The 17,635-nt window shown below is 44.4% G+C and carries 14 protein-coding genes; 7 read left to right on the forward strand and 7 right to left on the reverse strand.

Features of this window, described 5'->3' with window-relative positions; genetic code table 11:
* Window positions 1-10: 10 nt before the first annotated feature.
* The 7 genes from gyrA to dnaA all read right to left on the reverse strand — a co-directional run bounded on the left by gyrA (window position 11) and on the right by dnaA (window position 9,784).
* Entirely contained in the window at window positions 11-2,557 is a 2,547-nt protein-coding gene (gyrA, locus tag HWX64_RS12040; protein WP_175989814.1) for a DNA gyrase subunit A, read from the reverse strand.
* 329 nt (window positions 2,558-2,886) lie between these two features.
* Window positions 2,887-4,809 (reverse strand): DNA topoisomerase (ATP-hydrolyzing) subunit B, encoded by a 1,923-nt coding sequence (gene gyrB, locus HWX64_RS12045; protein ID WP_175990711.1) that lies wholly within the window; start codon window positions 4,807-4,809, stop codon window positions 2,887-2,889.
* A gap of 47 nt (window positions 4,810-4,856) precedes the next feature.
* The gene (remB, locus tag HWX64_RS12050; protein ID WP_175989815.1) at window positions 4,857-5,111 is read right to left on the reverse strand and encodes an extracellular matrix regulator RemB; all 255 of its coding nucleotides are present in this window, start codon (window positions 5,109-5,111) and stop codon (window positions 4,857-4,859) included.
* A 9-nt stretch (window positions 5,112-5,120) separates the two neighbouring features.
* On the reverse strand, window positions 5,121-6,239 hold the full coding sequence (recF, locus tag HWX64_RS12055; protein WP_175989816.1) for a DNA replication/repair protein RecF: 1,119 nt from the start codon (window positions 6,237-6,239) through the stop codon (window positions 5,121-5,123).
* A gap of 17 nt (window positions 6,240-6,256) precedes the next feature.
* Window positions 6,257-6,475 carry a S4 domain-containing protein YaaA gene (gene yaaA, locus HWX64_RS12060; protein WP_175989817.1) on the reverse strand — a complete coding sequence of 73 codons (219 nt, stop codon included), beginning with the start codon at window positions 6,473-6,475 and terminating at the stop codon, window positions 6,257-6,259.
* A 338-nt stretch (window positions 6,476-6,813) separates the two neighbouring features.
* A complete protein-coding gene (gene dnaN / locus HWX64_RS12065) occupies window positions 6,814-7,950 on the reverse strand; it encodes a DNA polymerase III subunit beta (protein ID WP_175989818.1) in 1,137 nt (378 codons plus the stop codon).
* 490 nt (window positions 7,951-8,440) lie between these two features.
* Window positions 8,441-9,784 carry a chromosomal replication initiator protein DnaA gene (dnaA, locus tag HWX64_RS12070; protein WP_175989819.1) on the reverse strand — a complete coding sequence of 448 codons (1,344 nt, stop codon included), beginning with the start codon at window positions 9,782-9,784 and terminating at the stop codon, window positions 8,441-8,443.
* 1,114 nt (window positions 9,785-10,898) lie between these two features.
* Here dnaA and rpmH point away from each other — a divergent pair.
* The 7 genes from rpmH to rsmG all read left to right on the forward strand — a co-directional run bounded on the left by rpmH (window position 10,899) and on the right by rsmG (window position 17,613).
* Window positions 10,899-11,033, forward strand: coding sequence for a 50S ribosomal protein L34 (gene rpmH / locus HWX64_RS12075; protein ID WP_175989820.1), 135 nt, complete (start codon window positions 10,899-10,901; stop codon window positions 11,031-11,033).
* A gap of 107 nt (window positions 11,034-11,140) precedes the next feature.
* Window positions 11,141-11,512 carry a ribonuclease P protein component gene (gene rnpA, locus HWX64_RS12080; protein ID WP_175989821.1) on the forward strand — a complete coding sequence of 124 codons (372 nt, stop codon included), beginning with the start codon at window positions 11,141-11,143 and terminating at the stop codon, window positions 11,510-11,512.
* A 242-nt stretch (window positions 11,513-11,754) separates the two neighbouring features.
* Window positions 11,755-12,534 (forward strand): YidC family membrane integrase SpoIIIJ, encoded by a 780-nt coding sequence (gene spoIIIJ / locus HWX64_RS12085; protein WP_175989822.1) that lies wholly within the window; start codon window positions 11,755-11,757, stop codon window positions 12,532-12,534.
* A complete protein-coding gene (gene jag / locus HWX64_RS12090) occupies window positions 12,531-13,148 on the forward strand; it encodes an RNA-binding cell elongation regulator Jag/EloR (protein WP_175989823.1) in 618 nt (205 codons plus the stop codon). The genes spoIIIJ and jag overlap by 4 nt, the downstream gene beginning before the upstream one ends.
* Window positions 13,149-13,548: 400 nt before the next feature.
* Window positions 13,549-14,928, forward strand: coding sequence for a tRNA uridine-5-carboxymethylaminomethyl(34) synthesis GTPase MnmE (gene mnmE / locus HWX64_RS12095; protein ID WP_175990712.1), 1,380 nt, complete (start codon window positions 13,549-13,551; stop codon window positions 14,926-14,928).
* A 56-nt stretch (window positions 14,929-14,984) separates the two neighbouring features.
* Window positions 14,985-16,877: a tRNA uridine-5-carboxymethylaminomethyl(34) synthesis enzyme MnmG gene (gene mnmG, locus HWX64_RS12100; RefSeq protein ID WP_175989824.1), complete on the forward strand. Its 1,893-nt coding sequence runs from the start codon at window positions 14,985-14,987 to the stop codon at window positions 16,875-16,877.
* A 19-nt stretch (window positions 16,878-16,896) separates the two neighbouring features.
* Window positions 16,897-17,613 carry a 16S rRNA (guanine(527)-N(7))-methyltransferase RsmG gene (rsmG, locus tag HWX64_RS12105; protein WP_175989825.1) on the forward strand — a complete coding sequence of 239 codons (717 nt, stop codon included), beginning with the start codon at window positions 16,897-16,899 and terminating at the stop codon, window positions 17,611-17,613.
* Window positions 17,614-17,635 lie beyond the last annotated feature (22 nt).

Here is a 17,635-nt window from a genome sequence, read left to right on the forward strand (position 1 = left end):
TTATTGTCATTTATTCTTCTGAATCGTCTGCTGATTCATCATTAACTTCTTCATTGTTTAGTGCTTCATTGTCTTCAAGTTCATCTGACTCTTCGGATGTTTCGACAGGTGCGGCTGTTTCTTCCTCTTCTTCTTTTTCTACTTTGGCTACAGTAGAAACGAATTCACTTTCTTGAAGACGGATCAGTTTCACACCCTGCGTGTTACGTCCGGTTGTGGAGATATCATTTACGTCCATACGGATCAGGACACCGTGGGCAGTGATGATCATGAGATCTTCTTCGCCTGTCACAGCTTTAACGGAAACCAGTTCCCCGTTACGATCGGTTATGTTGCACGTCTTAAGACCTTTACCACCGCGGGTTTGGACTCTGTATTCACTGGCAGGTGTCCGCTTACCGTAGCCGTTGACGGTTACGACAAGGATATCACTCTTCTCTTCCAGAATCTCCATGCCTACGACGATATCATCATCGGAAAGGTTGATCCCTTTCACTCCGGTGGCCGTTCTTCCCATTGAACGGACATCGGTTTCAGGGAAACGGATCAGCATACCTTTTTTCGTACCGATGATCATGTCTTTTTCACCGTCCGTGAGTTTGACGGAGATTAGTTCATCGTTCTCCCTGAGGTTGATGGCAATGAGTCCGTTTGTACGGATATTGGCAAAATCAGAGACAGGAGTACGCTTGGAAATACCATGTTTGGTTGTGAAGAATAGATACCAGTCATCCACGAACTCTTCTACACGGATCATCGCATTGATCCACTCATCTTTTTCCACACCGAGCATGTTGATGATCGGAAGTCCTTTCGCCGTACGGCTGAATTCAGGGATTTCATATCCTTTGGCACGGTATGCTTTCCCTTTATTCGTAAAGAACAGGATCGTGTCATGAGTCGACGTTGTCAGAAGATGTTCTACAAAGTCATCACCCGTCGTACCCATTCCTTGGATGCCTCGTCCCCCGCGTTTTTGACTGCGGTAAGTGGAGACAGGAAGGCGCTTGATATAGCCATTATGAGTAAGAGAGACCACAATGTTTTCACGCGGGATCAGATCTTCATCTTCAATATTTTCAATTCCGCCGGCAACGATTTCAGATCTTCTGTCATCGTTGAAGCGCTCTTTGATTTCAAGGAGCTCTTCACGGATGATTTCAAGGACTTTTTCATCGTCAGCTAAAATAGCCTTCAGTTCGGCAATCAACTTGACTAGCTCTTGATATTCATCTTCGATCTTTTCGCGCTCCAATCCTGTTAAGCGCTGAAGACGCATATCGAGGATCGCTTGAGCCTGCTTGTCAGATAGAGAGAATTGCTCCATCAACCCCTGTTTCGCGAGTTCCGTTGTTTGAGAGCCGCGGATCAGGGCAATGATTTCATCGATATGATCCAGCGCAATGCGGAGACCCTCTAAGATATGGGCCCTTGCTTCCGCTTTGCGCAATTCGAACTCGGTTCTGCGGCGGATCACGACGCGTTGGTGTTCCAGGTATTCCTGCAGACACTGCTTGAGGTTCAATACCTTCGGCTGCCCCTTCACAAGCGCCAGCAGATTGATCCCGAAGCTTGTTTGAAGGGCCGTCTGTTTGTAAAGGTTGTTCAAGAGTACATTGGCATTGGCGTCTTTTCTGACTTCAATGACGATGCGCATACCATTACGGTCTGATTCATCGCGAAGATCCGTGATGCCGTCGATTTTCTTATCGCGGACAAGATCTGCTATTTTTTCAATCAATTTTGCTTTATTTACTTGATAAGGGATTTGATGAACGATGATCGTTTCTTTCCCGTTGCTCTTCTGTTCGATTTCGACACGGGCACGCATTGTGATGGAACCTTTACCCGTTTCATAGGCACGGCGGATCCCGCTTCTTCCGACAATCAATCCTGCAGTAGGGAAGTCCGGTCCGTGGATATATTCCATCAGTTCCTGGATCGTGATCTCAGGCTCTTTACTCAGTGCAAGGATCCCGTCAATGACTTCTCCGAGGTTATGAGGCGGAATATTCGTTGCCATCCCGACCGCGATACCTGAGGAACCGTTCACTAACAGATTAGGGAAACGGGCAGGCAAAACTTCCGGTTCACGTTCTGTGCCGTCGTAGTTATCTTTGTAGTCGATGGTATCTTTATTGATGTCACGGATCAGTTCCATAGAGATCTTGGACATACGTGCTTCCGTATAACGCATTGCTGCAGCTGCATCTCCGTCCACAGAACCGAAGTTTCCATGGCCGTCCACGAGCATGTAGCGATAGTTGAAATCCTGTGCCATACGTACCATTGTGTCATATACCGCTGAGTCACCGTGCGGGTGATACTTACCGATTACTTCACCTACGATACGCGCAGATTTTTTGTAGGCTTTATCCGCAGTCATCCCAAGGTCGTTCATCGCATATAGAATACGGCGGTGAACCGGCTTCAAACCGTCACGGGCATCCGGAAGGGCACGGGATACGATGACACTCATCGCATAGTCAAGGAAGGACGAGCGCATCTCATTGCTTATATTAATTTCTTTAACATTCGATCTTGGTGTTTCTGCCATAGTGTAAGGGACCTCCTTTTGAAGAAAGATTTGGACCTTTCTCTTTGTTAACCTTGTCCGCTATGTAAAAGACAGGATAGATTGGTGATGTCTATCCTGTTTTAAAAATGTTGTTTTCTAAGGTTGTAATCACTGGTCACGCAGACCGTTCCTTTGCGCTCCAGGCACAAGATTCTCCGGGGAGGAAGTCGAGCCTCCTCGTCGCTGCGCTCCTGCGGGGTCTTAACCTTTCCTCTACTTCCCGCCGGAGTCAAGTGCCTTCCGCTCCAATCCACTGGGTGCTCTTTATATAGCGAAAGAGCAACACGATCCGAAAACCTTATTTTATTTTAGATATCCAGGTTTTTGACATAAGCTGCATTTTCTTCAATGAAGTTACGTCTCGGTTCTACTTTGTCACCCATGAGGATTTCAAAGGTTTCATCGGCTTCGATGGCGTCCTGCAGGCTTACTTGAAGCAGTGTTCTTGTTTCAGGGTCCATTGTGGTTTCCCATAACTGTTCAGGGTTCATTTCCCCTAGACCTTTGTAACGCTGGATGCCAGGTTTCGGTGTAGGTGAAATTTCTGCCAGGATGCGATCGAGTTCTTTGTCGTTGTACGCATATTCGATTTTCTTTCCTTGCTGGATCTTATACAACGGCGGCTGCGCGATGTAGATGAATCCTGCTTCGATGATCTGTCTCATATAACGATAGAAGAACGTCAACAGAAGCGTCCGGATATGGGCACCATCGACGTCGGCATCGGTCATGATGACGATTTTATGATATCTGGCTTTGGAGATATCGAAGTCTTCCCCGATTCCTGTACCGAGCGCAGTGATGATCGCCCGAACCTCATTATTTGAGAGGATCTTATCAAGACGGGCCTTTTCCACGTTGATGATTTTACCTCGCAATGGCAGGATCGCCTGGAAATGACGGTCACGGCCCTGCTTGGCAGATCCGCCGGCTGAGTCACCCTCAACGACATAGATTTCACTGATACCCGGGTCCTTCGAAGAACAGTCCGCGAGTTTACCAGGCAGGCTTGAAATTTCGAGAGCACTCTTACGGCGTGTAAGCTCCCTTGCTTTCTTCGCAGCCATACGCGCACGTGCAGCCATGAGTCCTTTTTCGACTACTTTCCTTGCAACGACCGGATTCTCAAGCAGGAATGTTTCCAGATGTTCAGAGAACAATGAATCCGTGATCGTCCTCGCTTCAGAGTTACCCAGTTTCGTCTTCGTCTGCCCTTCGAATTGGGGATCCGGGTGTTTAATGGAGATGATGGCCGTCAAACCTTCACGGACATCCTCACCTGAAAGGTTCGCATCACTTTCTTTAAACACATTATTTTTACGTGCATAGTCATTGATTATACGAGTCAATGCCGTTTTGAAGCCGGACTCATGCGTACCGCCTTCATGGGTGTTGATGTTGTTGGCGAAAGAGTAGATATTGCTTGCAAAGCCGTCATTGTATTGCAGGGCGATTTCCACTGTAATATCATCTTTTTCACCTTCGATGAAGATCGGTTCTTCATGGATGACTTCTTTCGAACGGTTTAAATGCTCGACATAGGATTTAATCCCGCCTTCGTAAAGATAGTCCTTGCGCTTTCCTTCACCGCGCTTGTCTTCAATGCTTAACTGAATGCCTTTATTCAAGAATGCCAGTTCGCGAATACGGTTCGCCAGTGTTTCAAAGTCATATTCAGTTGTTTCCGTGAAGATCTCAGGGTCAGGAGTGAAATGAATGACCGTTCCCGTCTTGTCTGTCTCACCGATTATTTTAAGGTCGAAGCTTGGAACACCTTTTTCGAACTTTTGGTAATGGATTTTTCCGTCACGGTGGACATTGACTTCAAGTTCCGTTGACAGGGCGTTAACGACTGAAGCACCAACACCATGCAGTCCTCCGGAAACCTTGTATCCCCCGCCGCCGAATTTACCGCCGGCGTGAAGGACGGTCATGATGACCTCTACGGCAGGACGTCCCATCTTCTCATGTATCCCGACCGGAATTCCGCGTCCGTTATCGGTAACCGTGATGCTGTTGTCTTCTTCGATGATCACTTCGATTTCATCACAATATCCGGCAAGTGCTTCGTCGATACTGTTATCCACGATTTCCCATACCAAGTGATGAAGACCCTTGCCGCTTGTTGAACCAATATACATTCCTGGTCGTTTACGTACGGCTTCCAATCCTTCTAAAACCTGAATCTGATTTTCATCATAGGATTGACCTTGTGCTTGCTTTTGTTCCATAGCCATGCCGATTCACCTACACTTTCTAACCTTTCGGGCTTGTATTTCTATAATAAATTCTCATAGTTTGAGTATTTCTTTGATCGTTTCTTAAGCGTGCTTGATGCTAGTGGGGAAAGATACAATTGATCCTTCGTAATAACGAGAGATTTATATGAACCCTTTGCAAGATTACAAAGGTGATTATCTTTATTCTTCAAAAAAAGCTGTAATTCTTCTGAAAACTGTACGGTATCTCGATCGATTATTGCGATGATATCATCTGTTCGTACCATGACATCTTCTCCGACATGAATGTACAAGGTACCACCTCATTTCAGTCTTTTCATAGTTCCCGCTTCCACTTCGAATTGCGCTGCCTCGTTCAGCGTCTGATGATCGATCCCATCCACATTGGTGGTCGTGACAAAGGTCTGTACCTTGCCCTGTATCGTGTTTAGCAAATGGGATTGACGGTAATCATCAAGCTCAGACAGCACATCATCAAGAAGAAGAATCGGATATTCTTTTATTTCAGAGTGGATGAGTTCAATTTCTGCCAGTTTTACAGAAAGGGCCGTTGTCCGCTGCTGCCCCTGCGATCCGAACGTCTGGACGTCGCGTCCGTTCACGATGAACTGCAGATCGTCCCGGTGCGGTCCGGCAAGAGTGACCCCCCGATCGATTTCACGCTCGCGGATCCCTTCAAATTTCCGTTCATATACCTCTACCATTTTTGACCAATCTTGATCATCTGATACATCCAAAGAGGGTTTATAAAGGATTTCCAGCGTTTCAAGGTTCCTTGAGATTCCTGAATGGATCGGTTTTGCCCAACTCTCAAGCAGCTGGACGAATTCAAACCGTTTCTTAACTATCTTGACAGCCATCTCGATGAATTGTTCGGTCAGTACGTCAAGCATCGTCTGATCTGTCTGTTTTCTCGTCTGCAAAAGTTTCAAATAATGATTACGCTGTTGTAATATTTTTTGATAAAGGCTGATATCATGTAAATAAACAGGTGAAACCTGCCCGATTTCCATATCAATAAAACGACGCCTAACTTGAGGGCTCCCTTTTACAAGATGGAGATCTTCAGGCGCAAACATGACAACATTCATATTGCCGACGTATTGACTCAGCTTTGACTGTTCAAGGTGATTGCACTTTGCTTTCTTGCCCTTTTTAGAAAGGACAAGTTCCAAAGGCAATGGTCCATTATACTTTTGAATCCTACCTTTTATTTTAGCATATTCCTCGTCCCAACGGATTAAATCTTTGTCATTTGACGTCCGGTGGGATTTTGCCATTGCCAGAACGTAGATAGACTCCATAATGTTCGTCTTACCCTGGGCGTTTTCCCCGAGGATGACGTTCACCTTGTTTTCGAAATTCACTTCGATCGACTCGTAATTCCGATAATTTTTCAATTCCAATTCTTCAATATACATGGACATAACATCCTTTATTATTCTCCAGCAACCACAAAGACTCCTACTTCCGGAATTTCAACTTTGTCCCCGACTGCAAGCTTTCTTCCTCTTCTCTGGTCCTGTTCACCGTTTATGTATACCTCGTATTCACTTAAAAACCATTTTGCCATCCCGCCGGATTGAATCACATCTGCAAGTTTCAGGAACTGCCCGAGTGTAATGATCTCCGTCGAAATCGTGATCTTTTTCTCCACTAGAATCACTACTTTCCGTATAAAGTCTCTAATATCTTATTTTACTCTAAATTTGCTTAAGTCACAACTAACGAAAGATAGAAGGTCTATCAGCTTACTTGGAGAGGTAGATTGGAATTGAATAGACTTGCGGAATAAAGTAATCGAACAATATTGGGGGAATACGGACGAAAAGTGGGATTGGCGGACAATATTTTTGTAAAGCGGACAAAAATCGGCGGACTCGGACAATAAACATTAGTTTGCCGACAATTCGACAAGAAACTCCATTTCTCGCAACACCTTTTACAAATGAAAAAGCCGACACCTTCTCAAAGAAGGTATCAGCTTAAACACTATTAATACGTTCTAACCGGAAGAATCAACTGAAGGATGGAATCATCATGAAGCGGTTTTAACACAAATGGTCTCATCGCTCCTGTGAAATTCACATAGATTTCAGTCCCTTCGATGGCTTTCAGTGCATCCATCATGTATTTCGCACTGAATGAAATCTTCAGTTCTTCACCTTCTACAGATTGACTTTGAACCTGTTCGATGACTTTCCCGATCTCCGGGGTATTGGATGAAATTTCGATTATGCCGTCCTCAAGGGTAGAAAGTTTTACGACATTGTTTCTTCCCTCTCTCGCCAGTAGCGAAGCACGGTCGATCGCCTGCAAGAATTCCTTCGTCGCGAGCGTAAGTTCTGTCTTTGTATCAGACGGAATCAAACGGCTTGTATCCGGGTAATTCCCTTCCAACAATCTTGAGAAGAATAATAAGTGCTTCGCTTTAAAAAGCACCTGGTTTTCAGTAATAACGATTTCAACTGGCTCGTCCGTATCATCAAGGATTTTATTCAGCTCATTCAAGCTCTTCCCTGGAATGACGATATTGTAAGACGCATCATGGTTTGTTTCAATCGGCGCTTTTCTCATTGCCAGCCTGTGACTATCTGTTGCAATACAGCTCAGCTCCCCATTTTCGATCTGACAGTTTACACCTGTCAAGATGGGGCGTGTTTCTGAGGTGGACACTGCGAATACCGTTTGCCTGATCATCGTTTTTAAAAGGTCAGTGGAAACTTTGATTCCATTCCCTTCTTCGATTTGTGGAAGATGCGGATACTCTTCCGGATCCAATCCATTCAAATTGAATTCTGCTTTACCGGAACGAATGACCGTCTGGAAATGATTTTGGACTTCGATTTCAACGGTGTCTCTAGGAAGTTTTTTAACGATTTCACTAAAGAATTTCGCTTGCAGCACAATTCCTCCGGTTTCCATGATTTCGACAATTTCCGAGCCTTCTTCTTCTCTGGGGATAAATGATTCGATTGAAATATCAGAGTCGCTTCCTGTTAAGGTTACTCCTTCTTCTGTTGCAATGATTTTGATTCCCGTAAGTATAGGGATGGTTGTTCTAGACGTAACAGCCTTCATGACATCTTGAACGCTTTGAACGAGATCGTCCCTCTGAATAACAAATTTCATGATTATTTCCTCCAATTTGCACATAATTTTATGGACTGAATCATATATTAATAATTTATTTTAAAAAAGTAATAGTACTAGTAGGGCCTGTTGATATGTGGATAAGTGTGTGAATTGAACGGAAACACAGCCTATCCACATGTGGACAGACTGTGTGCTAGTTGGTCTCGGTTATCAACAGTATTCAGTTGTGAGATTTACGATTATTTGAGAAAGCCCCTTTGAATACCGCAGTTGATTTCCGTGCAGGACTTCGCTTTCCGCGGGCGAGCGGTGAGCCTCCTCGGCTGCGCCTGCGGGGTCTCGCCAGCGTCGCTATTCCCGCAGGAGTCTTCGTCCTGCACTCCAATCAACTGCTGGGACTAGTTATATCCTTGATAGGACATTAACTAGTACATAATGCTTCCCAGCCAATCAGTTTATTCAGTGGAGCGTACTGATCTGCAGTTTAATATCCGATCAAGTTTCCACTAGCTTTCTAATACACTTATTACTTCAACGAATCCCTGATGTCTTTCAGCTGCTGCTGCAGGAGAGCGTCTGCTCCGAGCAGGGTGCTGATTTTTTCGTGGGCGTGGATGACGGTTGTGTGATCTCGGCCGCCGAATTCTTCGCCTATTTTAGGAAGGGAAGAATCGGTCATCTCCCTGGAAAGATACATAGCGATTTGACGCGGAAATGCGATGGATTTCGTTCGTTTCTTTGCTTTGAAATCCTCGATTTTCACATTGAAATGCTCGCCGACAACGCGCTGGATCTCCTGGATTGTAATGGCCTTGGGCTTTGAGCTTGGAATGATATCCTTTAATGCTTCCGCTGCAAGGTCGGCATTTATATCCTTATTGATAAGTGAAGAGTACGCAACGACCCTGATCAGGGCGCCTTCCAGCTCACGGATGTTCGTATCGATTTGATTTGCGATATATAGCATGGCCTCATTTGGGATATCCAGGCCTTCTGCTTTTGCCTTTTTCCTTAAAATCGCGATTCTCGTTTCCAGATCAGGAGGAGTAATATCGGTAATAAGGCCCCATTCAAAGCGGGAACGAAGGCGGTCCTCAAGTGTCGGGATCTCTTTGGGAGGACGGTCACTGGAAATGACAATCTGCTTACTTTCTTCATGCAATGTATTAAACGTATGGAAAAATTCCTCTTGTGTCTGTTCTTTACCGGCCAAGAATTGAATATCGTCAATTAACAGCACATCGACGCTCCGGTATTTATTTCGGAAATCGACCGCTTTGTTGTCACGGATGGAGTTGATGAACTCATTCGTGAATTTTTCAGAAGAAAGATAGACCACTTTTGCAGCCGGATTATGTTCGAGCACATAATGGCCGATCGCATGCATCAAGTGAGTCTTTCCAAGTCCTACGCCCCCGTAAATAAATAAAGGGTTGTAGGCTTTGGCCGGTGCTTCGGCGACTGCCAAAGATGCAGCGTGTGCGAAGCGGTTCCCCGAGCCAATGACAAACGTATCGAATGTATATTTGGGATTCAGCATATTCTGATTGAGATCATACTGATCATCGTCTTTTGCCGCTTTTTTCGGCGGTACTGGAATATCAAACTCTTCCGGCTCCTGATTTTGGGGAATAATGAATTTAACAACCAGTTCTTCGCCGGTGATGTCATACAACACTCCTGAGATTAACTGAGAATAACGGCCTTCCAGCCAATCTCTCGCAAACTCATTCGGAGCGGTAATCACAAGAGTATCTCCTTGTATGGAGTGTGCCTTCGTCGATTTCAGCCAAGTGTCGAAGCTTGGCTTACTGATTTTTTTCTCGATATTTTCCAAGGCTTTGCTCCAAAGATCCCCGATATTCTCCAAACCTGATCCCTCCTTTTCATTTTCTTTGTCCGGCTGAAACGCCAGCTTTTCATACTTGTACAACCTCTGTATAACTTGTAAACGACTCTAATCTCGTTATCTTATAAAAATACAATGTACTGAATGTGGAAAATATATATAATAAGGAAAGAAAATGGTTAGTCGACAATATCCACCACTTGTGGACAAGGTTTTACAAACCATCTGAATAAGTTACCCACATGATATCCACATTTTGTGGATAAGTAAATTACGTAATTGCAGTTATCAAGAGTGAAAACACAATAATCATATCAAAATATCCTTAGAGGTGCAATGGTTTTTAAATATTATCCACAACCCCTGTCAGTTGTGGAATGAAATTGTCCACAAGGGTAGAACTTGTGAAAAACCTGTCAATAGCTGTTGTGGATAATTAAAAATCGTGTCGAATTCTATCCACAGGCCGATTTTATGTGTGGTGGGAGAGATTTTGTAGAAGGTGATTTGTGAGAAAAATTTATTTTGGTAACTATCCCTTTTAAGCAATTCTGATTGCCGCTTTTCATTTCCGAGCTAGACAGCTGAATCGTAGTCCGTTTCTTTCCGCTGGAGGCATTTGCTTTCCGCGGGGAGAAAGTCGAGCCTCCTCGGCGTTTCGCCTCCGGGGTCTCGACCTTTTCTCTCTTCCCGCAGGAGTCAAATGCCTCCAGCTCCAATACACTCTGTATTTTTACTATTGTAAGCAGCAGTAATTAGTAGAAGTGGATTTGTTAATCAAAACTCATTCTGCTTGGACATTTTCACCTGTAAGAAAACTTCCTTCTTTTCTTTAACGGATCCAGCGTTGATTGGAGTGCAAGACGAAGACTCCTGCGGGAGAAGTGGCCAATGTGAGACCCCGCAGGCGAAGCCGAGGAGGCTCACGGGTCACCCGCGGAAAGCGAAGTCTTGCACGGAAATCATAAGCGGCAATCGGAGCAGTTAAAAGCAAAAGACAAACCAAGTCACTAGTAAATTTTAGATACCCAAAAATAAAATAATCTGAGTGTTGACTTTTTGTGGTTGACGTCTTTATAATAGTGTAGAATGTCTTTAACTTATGAAGATGAACCCTTCAGGGAGGTGTCAATAGATGAAAAGAACGTTTCAACCAAATAATCGTAAGAGAAGTAAAGTACACGGTTTCCGTGCGCGTATGAGCTCTAAAAACGGACGTAGAGTATTAGCTCGTCGCCGTGCTAAAGGAAGAAAAGTATTATCTGCTTAGACCACTGAACTGACTCAGTGGTCTTTTTTTCTAGTAATCGGACAAAAGTGATTAAGATCTTCTATTATATGAAAGACTTATGGAAAAACAAAAAATAGGTGTGGCTTATGCGGAAAGAACAAAGAGTAAAGAAAAACAAAGAATTTCAAGAGATATTTAAAAAAGGGACATCATTTGCAAACAGGCAATTTGTTCTGTATTCCTTAAAACAGGAAGAAGCACAGCCTTTCCGGATCGGGATCTCCGTCAGCAAGAAAATCGGGAATGCGGTGTGCCGGAATAAAATCAAACGCTACGTAAGGCAGGCTTTTTTAGAATTGCGTGAAGACGTTCAAGATAACCACGATTATTTGATCATCGCCAGAAAACCGGCGGCCGACATGAATTTTCATGAAGTAAAAAGCAGTATTACCCATGTATTAAAAAGAGGGAAAGTATTGAAAAAGCCTTCTGATGGTAAAAATGATAGAAAAAAGTAAAAAAGTATTTAGTATTTAGACAAGTTTCAACATCACAATCCTTTAAAAAGATGTTACAATACGAGGGATTGTACTTTTTGAAAAAAGGGTGGGGAAACGTGTCCTTGCCTATTAGTAAACGGCTGTTTTCTGATAGATTGTTCTTTGCGTATGTTGGTAAAGGGATCTGAATGAATGTATGGTAAAACAACCTTATATGAAAAGAGCCTTGCAGAAACATATTAGTTGGGAGGAAAATAAGGGTGAAAAAGAGAATTATAGCCCTGATGGCAATTATTGGGCTAATGACTGTTTTATCAGGCTGTACGGAATATAACCAGCCCATCACACCTGAAAGTTCAGGTTTTTGGAATGAATATATTGTGTGGCCATTATCACAATTAATTACAATGGTTGCAGATTGGTTCAGCGGCTCCTATGGTATGGCGATCATCATTGTAACGCTGATCATCCGTTTAGCAATCTTACCTTTAATGATCAAACAAACGAAAAATTCCAAAGCGATGCAGGCATTGCAGCCTGAAATGAAAAAGCTTCGTGAAAAATACAGTTCAAAAGATGCTCAGACTCAACAAAAGCTGCAACAGGAAACAATGGCGTTATTCCAGTCACATGGAGTCAACCCTCTGGCAGGATGTTTCCCACTGATTGTTCAAATGCCTATTTTGATCGGATTTTATCACGCGATTGTCCGTACAAGAGAAATTGCAGAACATAATTTCTTGTGGTTCGACCTTGGAGAAAGAGATATTATTCTGGCGGTCGTTGCCGGTATTACAACATTCATCCAGCAAAAGCTGATGATGGCAGGTACGGCGGATCAAAATCCTCAAATGGCCATGATGCTTTATATCATGCCGGTGATGATCGTGATCTTTGCCATCAACTTCCCGTCAGCCCTTTCACTATACTGGGTAATCGGTAATATCTTCATGATCGTTCAGACATATTTCATCAAAGGTCCTGATATCAGGGAAGTACAAGCTGCAAAAGCTGGTGGTTCGGGAGGAAAGAAAAAGTGAGAGAAGTGAAAGCGACTGGTCAAACGGTGGAAGAAGCCATTGAATCAGCCTTGTCTCAACTGAACATCACCAAAGAAGAAGCAGAAATCGAAGTTATAGACCAAGGTAAAAAAAGCCTGTTCGGACTGTTCGGCGGAAGACCTGCAGCCGTACAGGTGAAAAAAGCAATCAACCCGGTTGATGAAGCGAAAGATTTCTTGTTATCCGTAGCACGCGCAATGGGAGTGGAAGCTTCCATTGATGTGCATCAGAATGGCAGAGATATTGAATTTCGTTTATCAGGTGAAAAAATGGCCCTTTTAATTGGTAAAAGAGGACAAACCTTAAATGCACTTCAGCATTTGACGCAATTGGCGGCAAATAAGGTGTCCGATCAATTTTTAACCATTCTTTTGGATGCAGAAAACTATCGTGAGCGCCGCCGCCAGACTCTTACCAATCTGGCAGAGAGGCTTGCAGATAAAGCGCTGCGCACCAATCGCCCTGTTTCGCTGGAACCGATGCCTTCTTATGAAAGAAAAGTGATCCATACTGCGCTAGTGAATGCTAAAAAAGTGGACACGTATTCTGAAGGCCGGGAACCGAATCGGTATATTGTCATTGCACCTAAATAAGGTTGATAGAGACGATCCTTTTTGAGGGGTCGTCTTTTTGTTTGCTTCATGTTTCAACATTGTCTATCATGTTGATTTTGAAAATGAAACCTCGTTCCGCTTTTGATCCCTCTACTGTAAAACCCACTATGACAAATCCACCATACGCATCGAACTTCCAACACTGCCACCTTGTGGATATTCCTTTTTGACCCGGTTTATTGTTATTCACATGTGGATAAGTTAAAATAATAGAGATAAGAGAAAATAGTCTGTGGATAACGTGACAACAAAGGAAATTAGTTTCTTTTGTATTAAATAGGTTTGTGATATTCTAATAATTTGGGGAAACTTTGCTCTCTGAATTTCATTCGTTCATATAGATCAAAACCGATAAAAAAGAGAGGTGATAAGAATGGAACTGGATACAATTGCAGCCATCTCTACCCCGATGGGTGAAGGAGCCATTGCCATCGTTCGTTTGAGCGGGGATGAAGCCTTTGACATCGGAGCGAAAGTGTTTAGGGGAATGAAGGGTACTTCCATGAAGGAGTTTGCCTCTCATACCATTCATTACGGACATATCATCGATCCGGATACCGAACAGGTAGTGGAAGAGGTTATGGTCTCTGTCATGAGAGGACCAAAAACCTTTACCCGTGAAGATATTATTGAAATCAATTGTCATGGCGGACTGGTTTCCGTCAATAAAGTTCTTCAGCTTGTCTTGAAGCATGGGGCGAGGTTAGCGGAGCCTGGTGAATTTACAAAGCGGGCCTTCTTGAATGGCCGCATCGATTTATCGCAGGCAGAAGCCGTCATGGATCTGATCCGTGCGAAAACGGACCGGGCAATGAACGTGGCTTTGAATCAGATGGAGGGACGCCTTTCCAATCTGATCCGGAAACTTCGTCAGGAAATCCTTGAGACCCTCGCCCATGTCGAGGTGAACATTGACTATCCGGAATACGACGATGTGGAAGAAATGACCCATCATGTCCTATTGGAGAAATCAAAACACGTACGAGACGAAATTGATAAACTGATCCGGACATCCGAACAGGGGAAGATCCTTCGCGAGGGGCTATCCACTGTCATCATCGGACGTCCGAACGTAGGGAAATCTTCTTTATTGAACAGCCTTGTGCATGAAAATAAAGCAATCGTGACAGATATCCCGGGTACGACCCGCGATGTCATCGAAGAGTATGTGAATGTACGCGGGGTGCCGCTCCGTCTTGTCGATACTGCAGGAATCCGCGAAACAGAAGACATTGTCGAGCGCATCGGTGTCGAACGCTCAAGGCAGGTTCTGAAAGAAGCGGATCTGATTCTGTTGGTACTCAACTATGCCGACGAGCTGACCCACGAGGATGAACAGCTTTTTGAAGCGGTAAAAGGGATGGACGTCATCGTCATTGTGAATAAGACGGATCTTCCGCAAAAGATCGACTTGGGTCGAGTCAGGGAACTGGCAAAAGAACATCCTCTTGTGACCACGGCCTTACTTGAAGAAGAAGGGATCGATGAGCTGGAAGAAGCCATATCGTCCCTGTTCTTCGCCGGATCCATTGAATCAGGGGATATCACATATGTGTCGAACAGCCGTCACATCGCACTATTGAATCAAGCATCGCAAGCAATCAACGAAGCAATCAACAGTGTAGAAATGGGAACGCCGATCGATATCGCGCAAATCGATTTAACGAGAACATGGGAGCTGTTAGGTGAAATCATCGGCGACAGCGTCCATGAAAGCCTGATTGACCAGCTGTTTTCTCAATTCTGCTTAGGAAAATAAACATTATATTAGTTGGATGGGTGGACGACTCATCCATAAGGAGGAAAAAATAAACCATGCAATATGACGCAGGACAATATGATGTCATTGTCATTGGTGCTGGACATGCCGGCGTTGAAGCGGGACTGGCTTCTGCCCGGATGGGAGCGAAAACGTTAATGGTGACCATCAATCTTGATATGGTTGCCTTTATGCCGTGTAATCCATCTGTCGGCGGTCCGGCAAAAGGGATTGTAGTACGTGAAATTGATGCCCTCGGTGGTGAGATGGGGCGTAATATCGATAAAACGCATATTCAGATGCGGATGCTGAATACAGGGAAAGGTCCGGCTGTCCGTGCCCTTAGAGCGCAGGCAGACAAATTCCTTTATCAGCATGAAATGAAGCGCACGCTTGAAAATGAACCAAATATGACCCTCCTTCAAGGAATGGTCGAAGAGTTGATCGTCGAAGACGGTGAATGTAAAGGTGTCGTGACCATGACCGGTGCCGCTTATCGTGCAAAAACGGTCGTCATTACGACAGGTACATTCCTGCGCGGGGAGATTATTCTGGGAGACTTGAAATACTCCAGCGGTCCGAACAACCAGCAGCCTTCCATCCGCTTGGCGGATCATCTCAGGGAGCTTGGGTTTGATACGGTCCGTTTCAAAACGGGAACGCCTCCGCGTGTCAACAGCTCATCAATCGATTATTCCAAAACGGAAATTCAGCCGGGTGATGATGTACCGCGTGCGTTCAGTTATGAGACAACAAAATATATCACGGATCAGCTGCCTTGCTGGCTGACGTACACAAATGAAGAAACACATAAATTAATCGACGAGAATCTACATCGTTCTCCGATGTATTCAGGTATGATCAAAGGGACGGGCCCTCGTTACTGCCCAAGCATCGAAGATAAAGTGGTTCGTTTCCATGACAAGCCGCGTCACCAGATCTTCCTGGAGCCTGAAGGAAGAAACACGCAGGAAGTATACGTGCAAGGATTATCGACGAGCCTTCCTGAAGACGTGCAGCAAAAAATCCTTTCTACGATCCCTGGTCTTGAAAAGGTACAGATGATGCGTGCCGGATACGCGATCGAGTACGATTCAATCGTGCCGACCCAACTATGGCCGACACTTGAGACGAAAAAAATCAAAAATCTTTACACTGCAGGACAGATCAACGGGACTTCCGGTTATGAAGAAGCTGCCGGACAGGGACTGATGGCCGGTATCAATGCTGCCTGCCGTGCCCTGGATAAAGAAGAAGTCATCCTCAGCCGTTCCGATGCTTATATCGGCGTATTGATCGACGATCTAATAACAAAAGGAACAAATGAGCCTTATCGCTTATTAACTTCCCGTGCTGAATACCGATTATTATTACGACATGACAACGCAGATCTGCGCCTGACGGATATCGGGAAAAACATCGGGTTGATTTCCGACGAAAGATACCAGCGTTTCACTGAAAAGAAAGAAGCGATCCAAGCTGAGAAGGAGCGTCTCGAAGGCATCCGCATCAAACCTGTGGAAGAAACTCAGGCCGTCATCCGTGAAGCTGGAGGCAGTGAACTGAAGGATGGCATTCTTGCAGCCGATCTATTGAAGCGTCCTGAAATGAATTACAGCCATATCAAACGCCTTGTACCAAGTGAGGCTGAGCTTTCTCCGGATGTTGAAGAACAGGTAGAGATCCAAGTGAAGTACGAAGGATATATCGAAAAATCCCTTCAACAAGTCGATAAGCTGAAAAAGATGGAAAACAAAAAAATCCCTGAAAACATTGATTACGAAGCGATCAGCGGCTTGGCTTCAGAGGCCAGACAAAAACTGATTGAAGTGCGCCCGCTGTCACTTGCTCAGGCTTCTAGAATCTCAGGGGTCAATCCTGCTGACATCTCAATCTTGCTTGTGTATATCGAACAAGGGAAAATTGCGAAAGTTTCAGGCGATCAATAGGCAAAGGAAGGGTAATAGCATGAATGTAGACCAATTCCAATCCATGCTCGAGGAGAAGGGGATTTCTCTTTCTCCCGGGCAATTAGATCAATTCGAACGTTATTTTGAAATTCTTGTCGAGTGGAATGAAAAGATGAATCTGACCGCCATCACGGACAAGGAAGAAGTATATTTAAAGCACTTCTATGATTCAATCAGTGCAGCATTTTTTATTGATTTTACCGATGTGAAAACGATATGTGATGTGGGAGCAGGTGCAGGGTTTCCAAGTATCCCTCTTAAAATCTGTTTCCCTCACCTACATATAACCATTGTCGATTCATTGAATAAACGTATTTCATTCCTGAATCATCTGTCTAAAGAGCTGGGACTGGAGAATACTCATTTTTACCATGACCGGGCAGAGACCTTCGGGAAAAAGAATGAACACCGTGAATCCTACGATATCGTGACAGCGAGGGCGGTGGCCAGAATGTCCGTGTTAAGCGAACTTTGCCTGCCACTCGTGAAAAAAGGCGGATTGTTCGTAGCGATGAAGGCTTCAAATGCCAGCGAAGAATTAAACACAGGGAAAAAAGCGATTGCGACACTTGGAGGACAGACAGAAAAAGTATTTTCATTTGTCCTTCCCGAAGAAGAAAGTGAACGTAATATCGTGAAAATAAACAAAGTAAAAGAAACACCTAATAAGTATCCAAGAAAGCCGGGTACACCAAATAAATTACCGTTGGAATAGGACTTGAACCAGAAAGGTTCTT

The organism is Bacillus sp. Marseille-Q1617 (genome assembly GCF_903645295.1).
Lineage (GTDB): Bacteria > Bacillota > Bacilli > Bacillales > Bacillaceae_B > Rossellomorea.

What these genes read in the sequence shown, in the direction of transcription:
- gyrA (WP_175989814.1), bottom strand. Translation starts at nt 2,557, where the DNA reads ATGGCAGAAACACCAAGATCGAATGTTAAAGAAATTAATATAAGCAAT.
- gyrB (WP_175990711.1), bottom strand. Translation starts at nt 4,809, where the DNA reads ATGGAACAAAAGCAAGCACAAGGTCAATCCTATGATGAAAATCAGATT.
- recF (WP_175989816.1), bottom strand. Translation starts at nt 6,239, where the DNA reads ATGTATATTGAAGAATTGGAATTGAAAAATTATCGGAATTACGAGTCG.
- dnaN (WP_175989818.1), bottom strand. Translation starts at nt 7,950, where the DNA reads ATGAAATTTGTTATTCAGAGGGACGATCTCGTTCAAAGCGTTCAAGAT.
- rpmH (WP_175989820.1), top strand. Translation starts at nt 10,899, where the DNA reads ATGAAAAGAACGTTTCAACCAAATAATCGTAAGAGAAGTAAAGTACAC.
- rnpA (WP_175989821.1), top strand. Translation starts at nt 11,141, where the DNA reads ATGCGGAAAGAACAAAGAGTAAAGAAAAACAAAGAATTTCAAGAGATA.
- mnmG (WP_175989824.1), top strand. Translation starts at nt 14,985, where the DNA reads ATGCAATATGACGCAGGACAATATGATGTCATTGTCATTGGTGCTGGA.
- rsmG (WP_175989825.1), top strand. Translation starts at nt 16,897, where the DNA reads ATGAATGTAGACCAATTCCAATCCATGCTCGAGGAGAAGGGGATTTCT.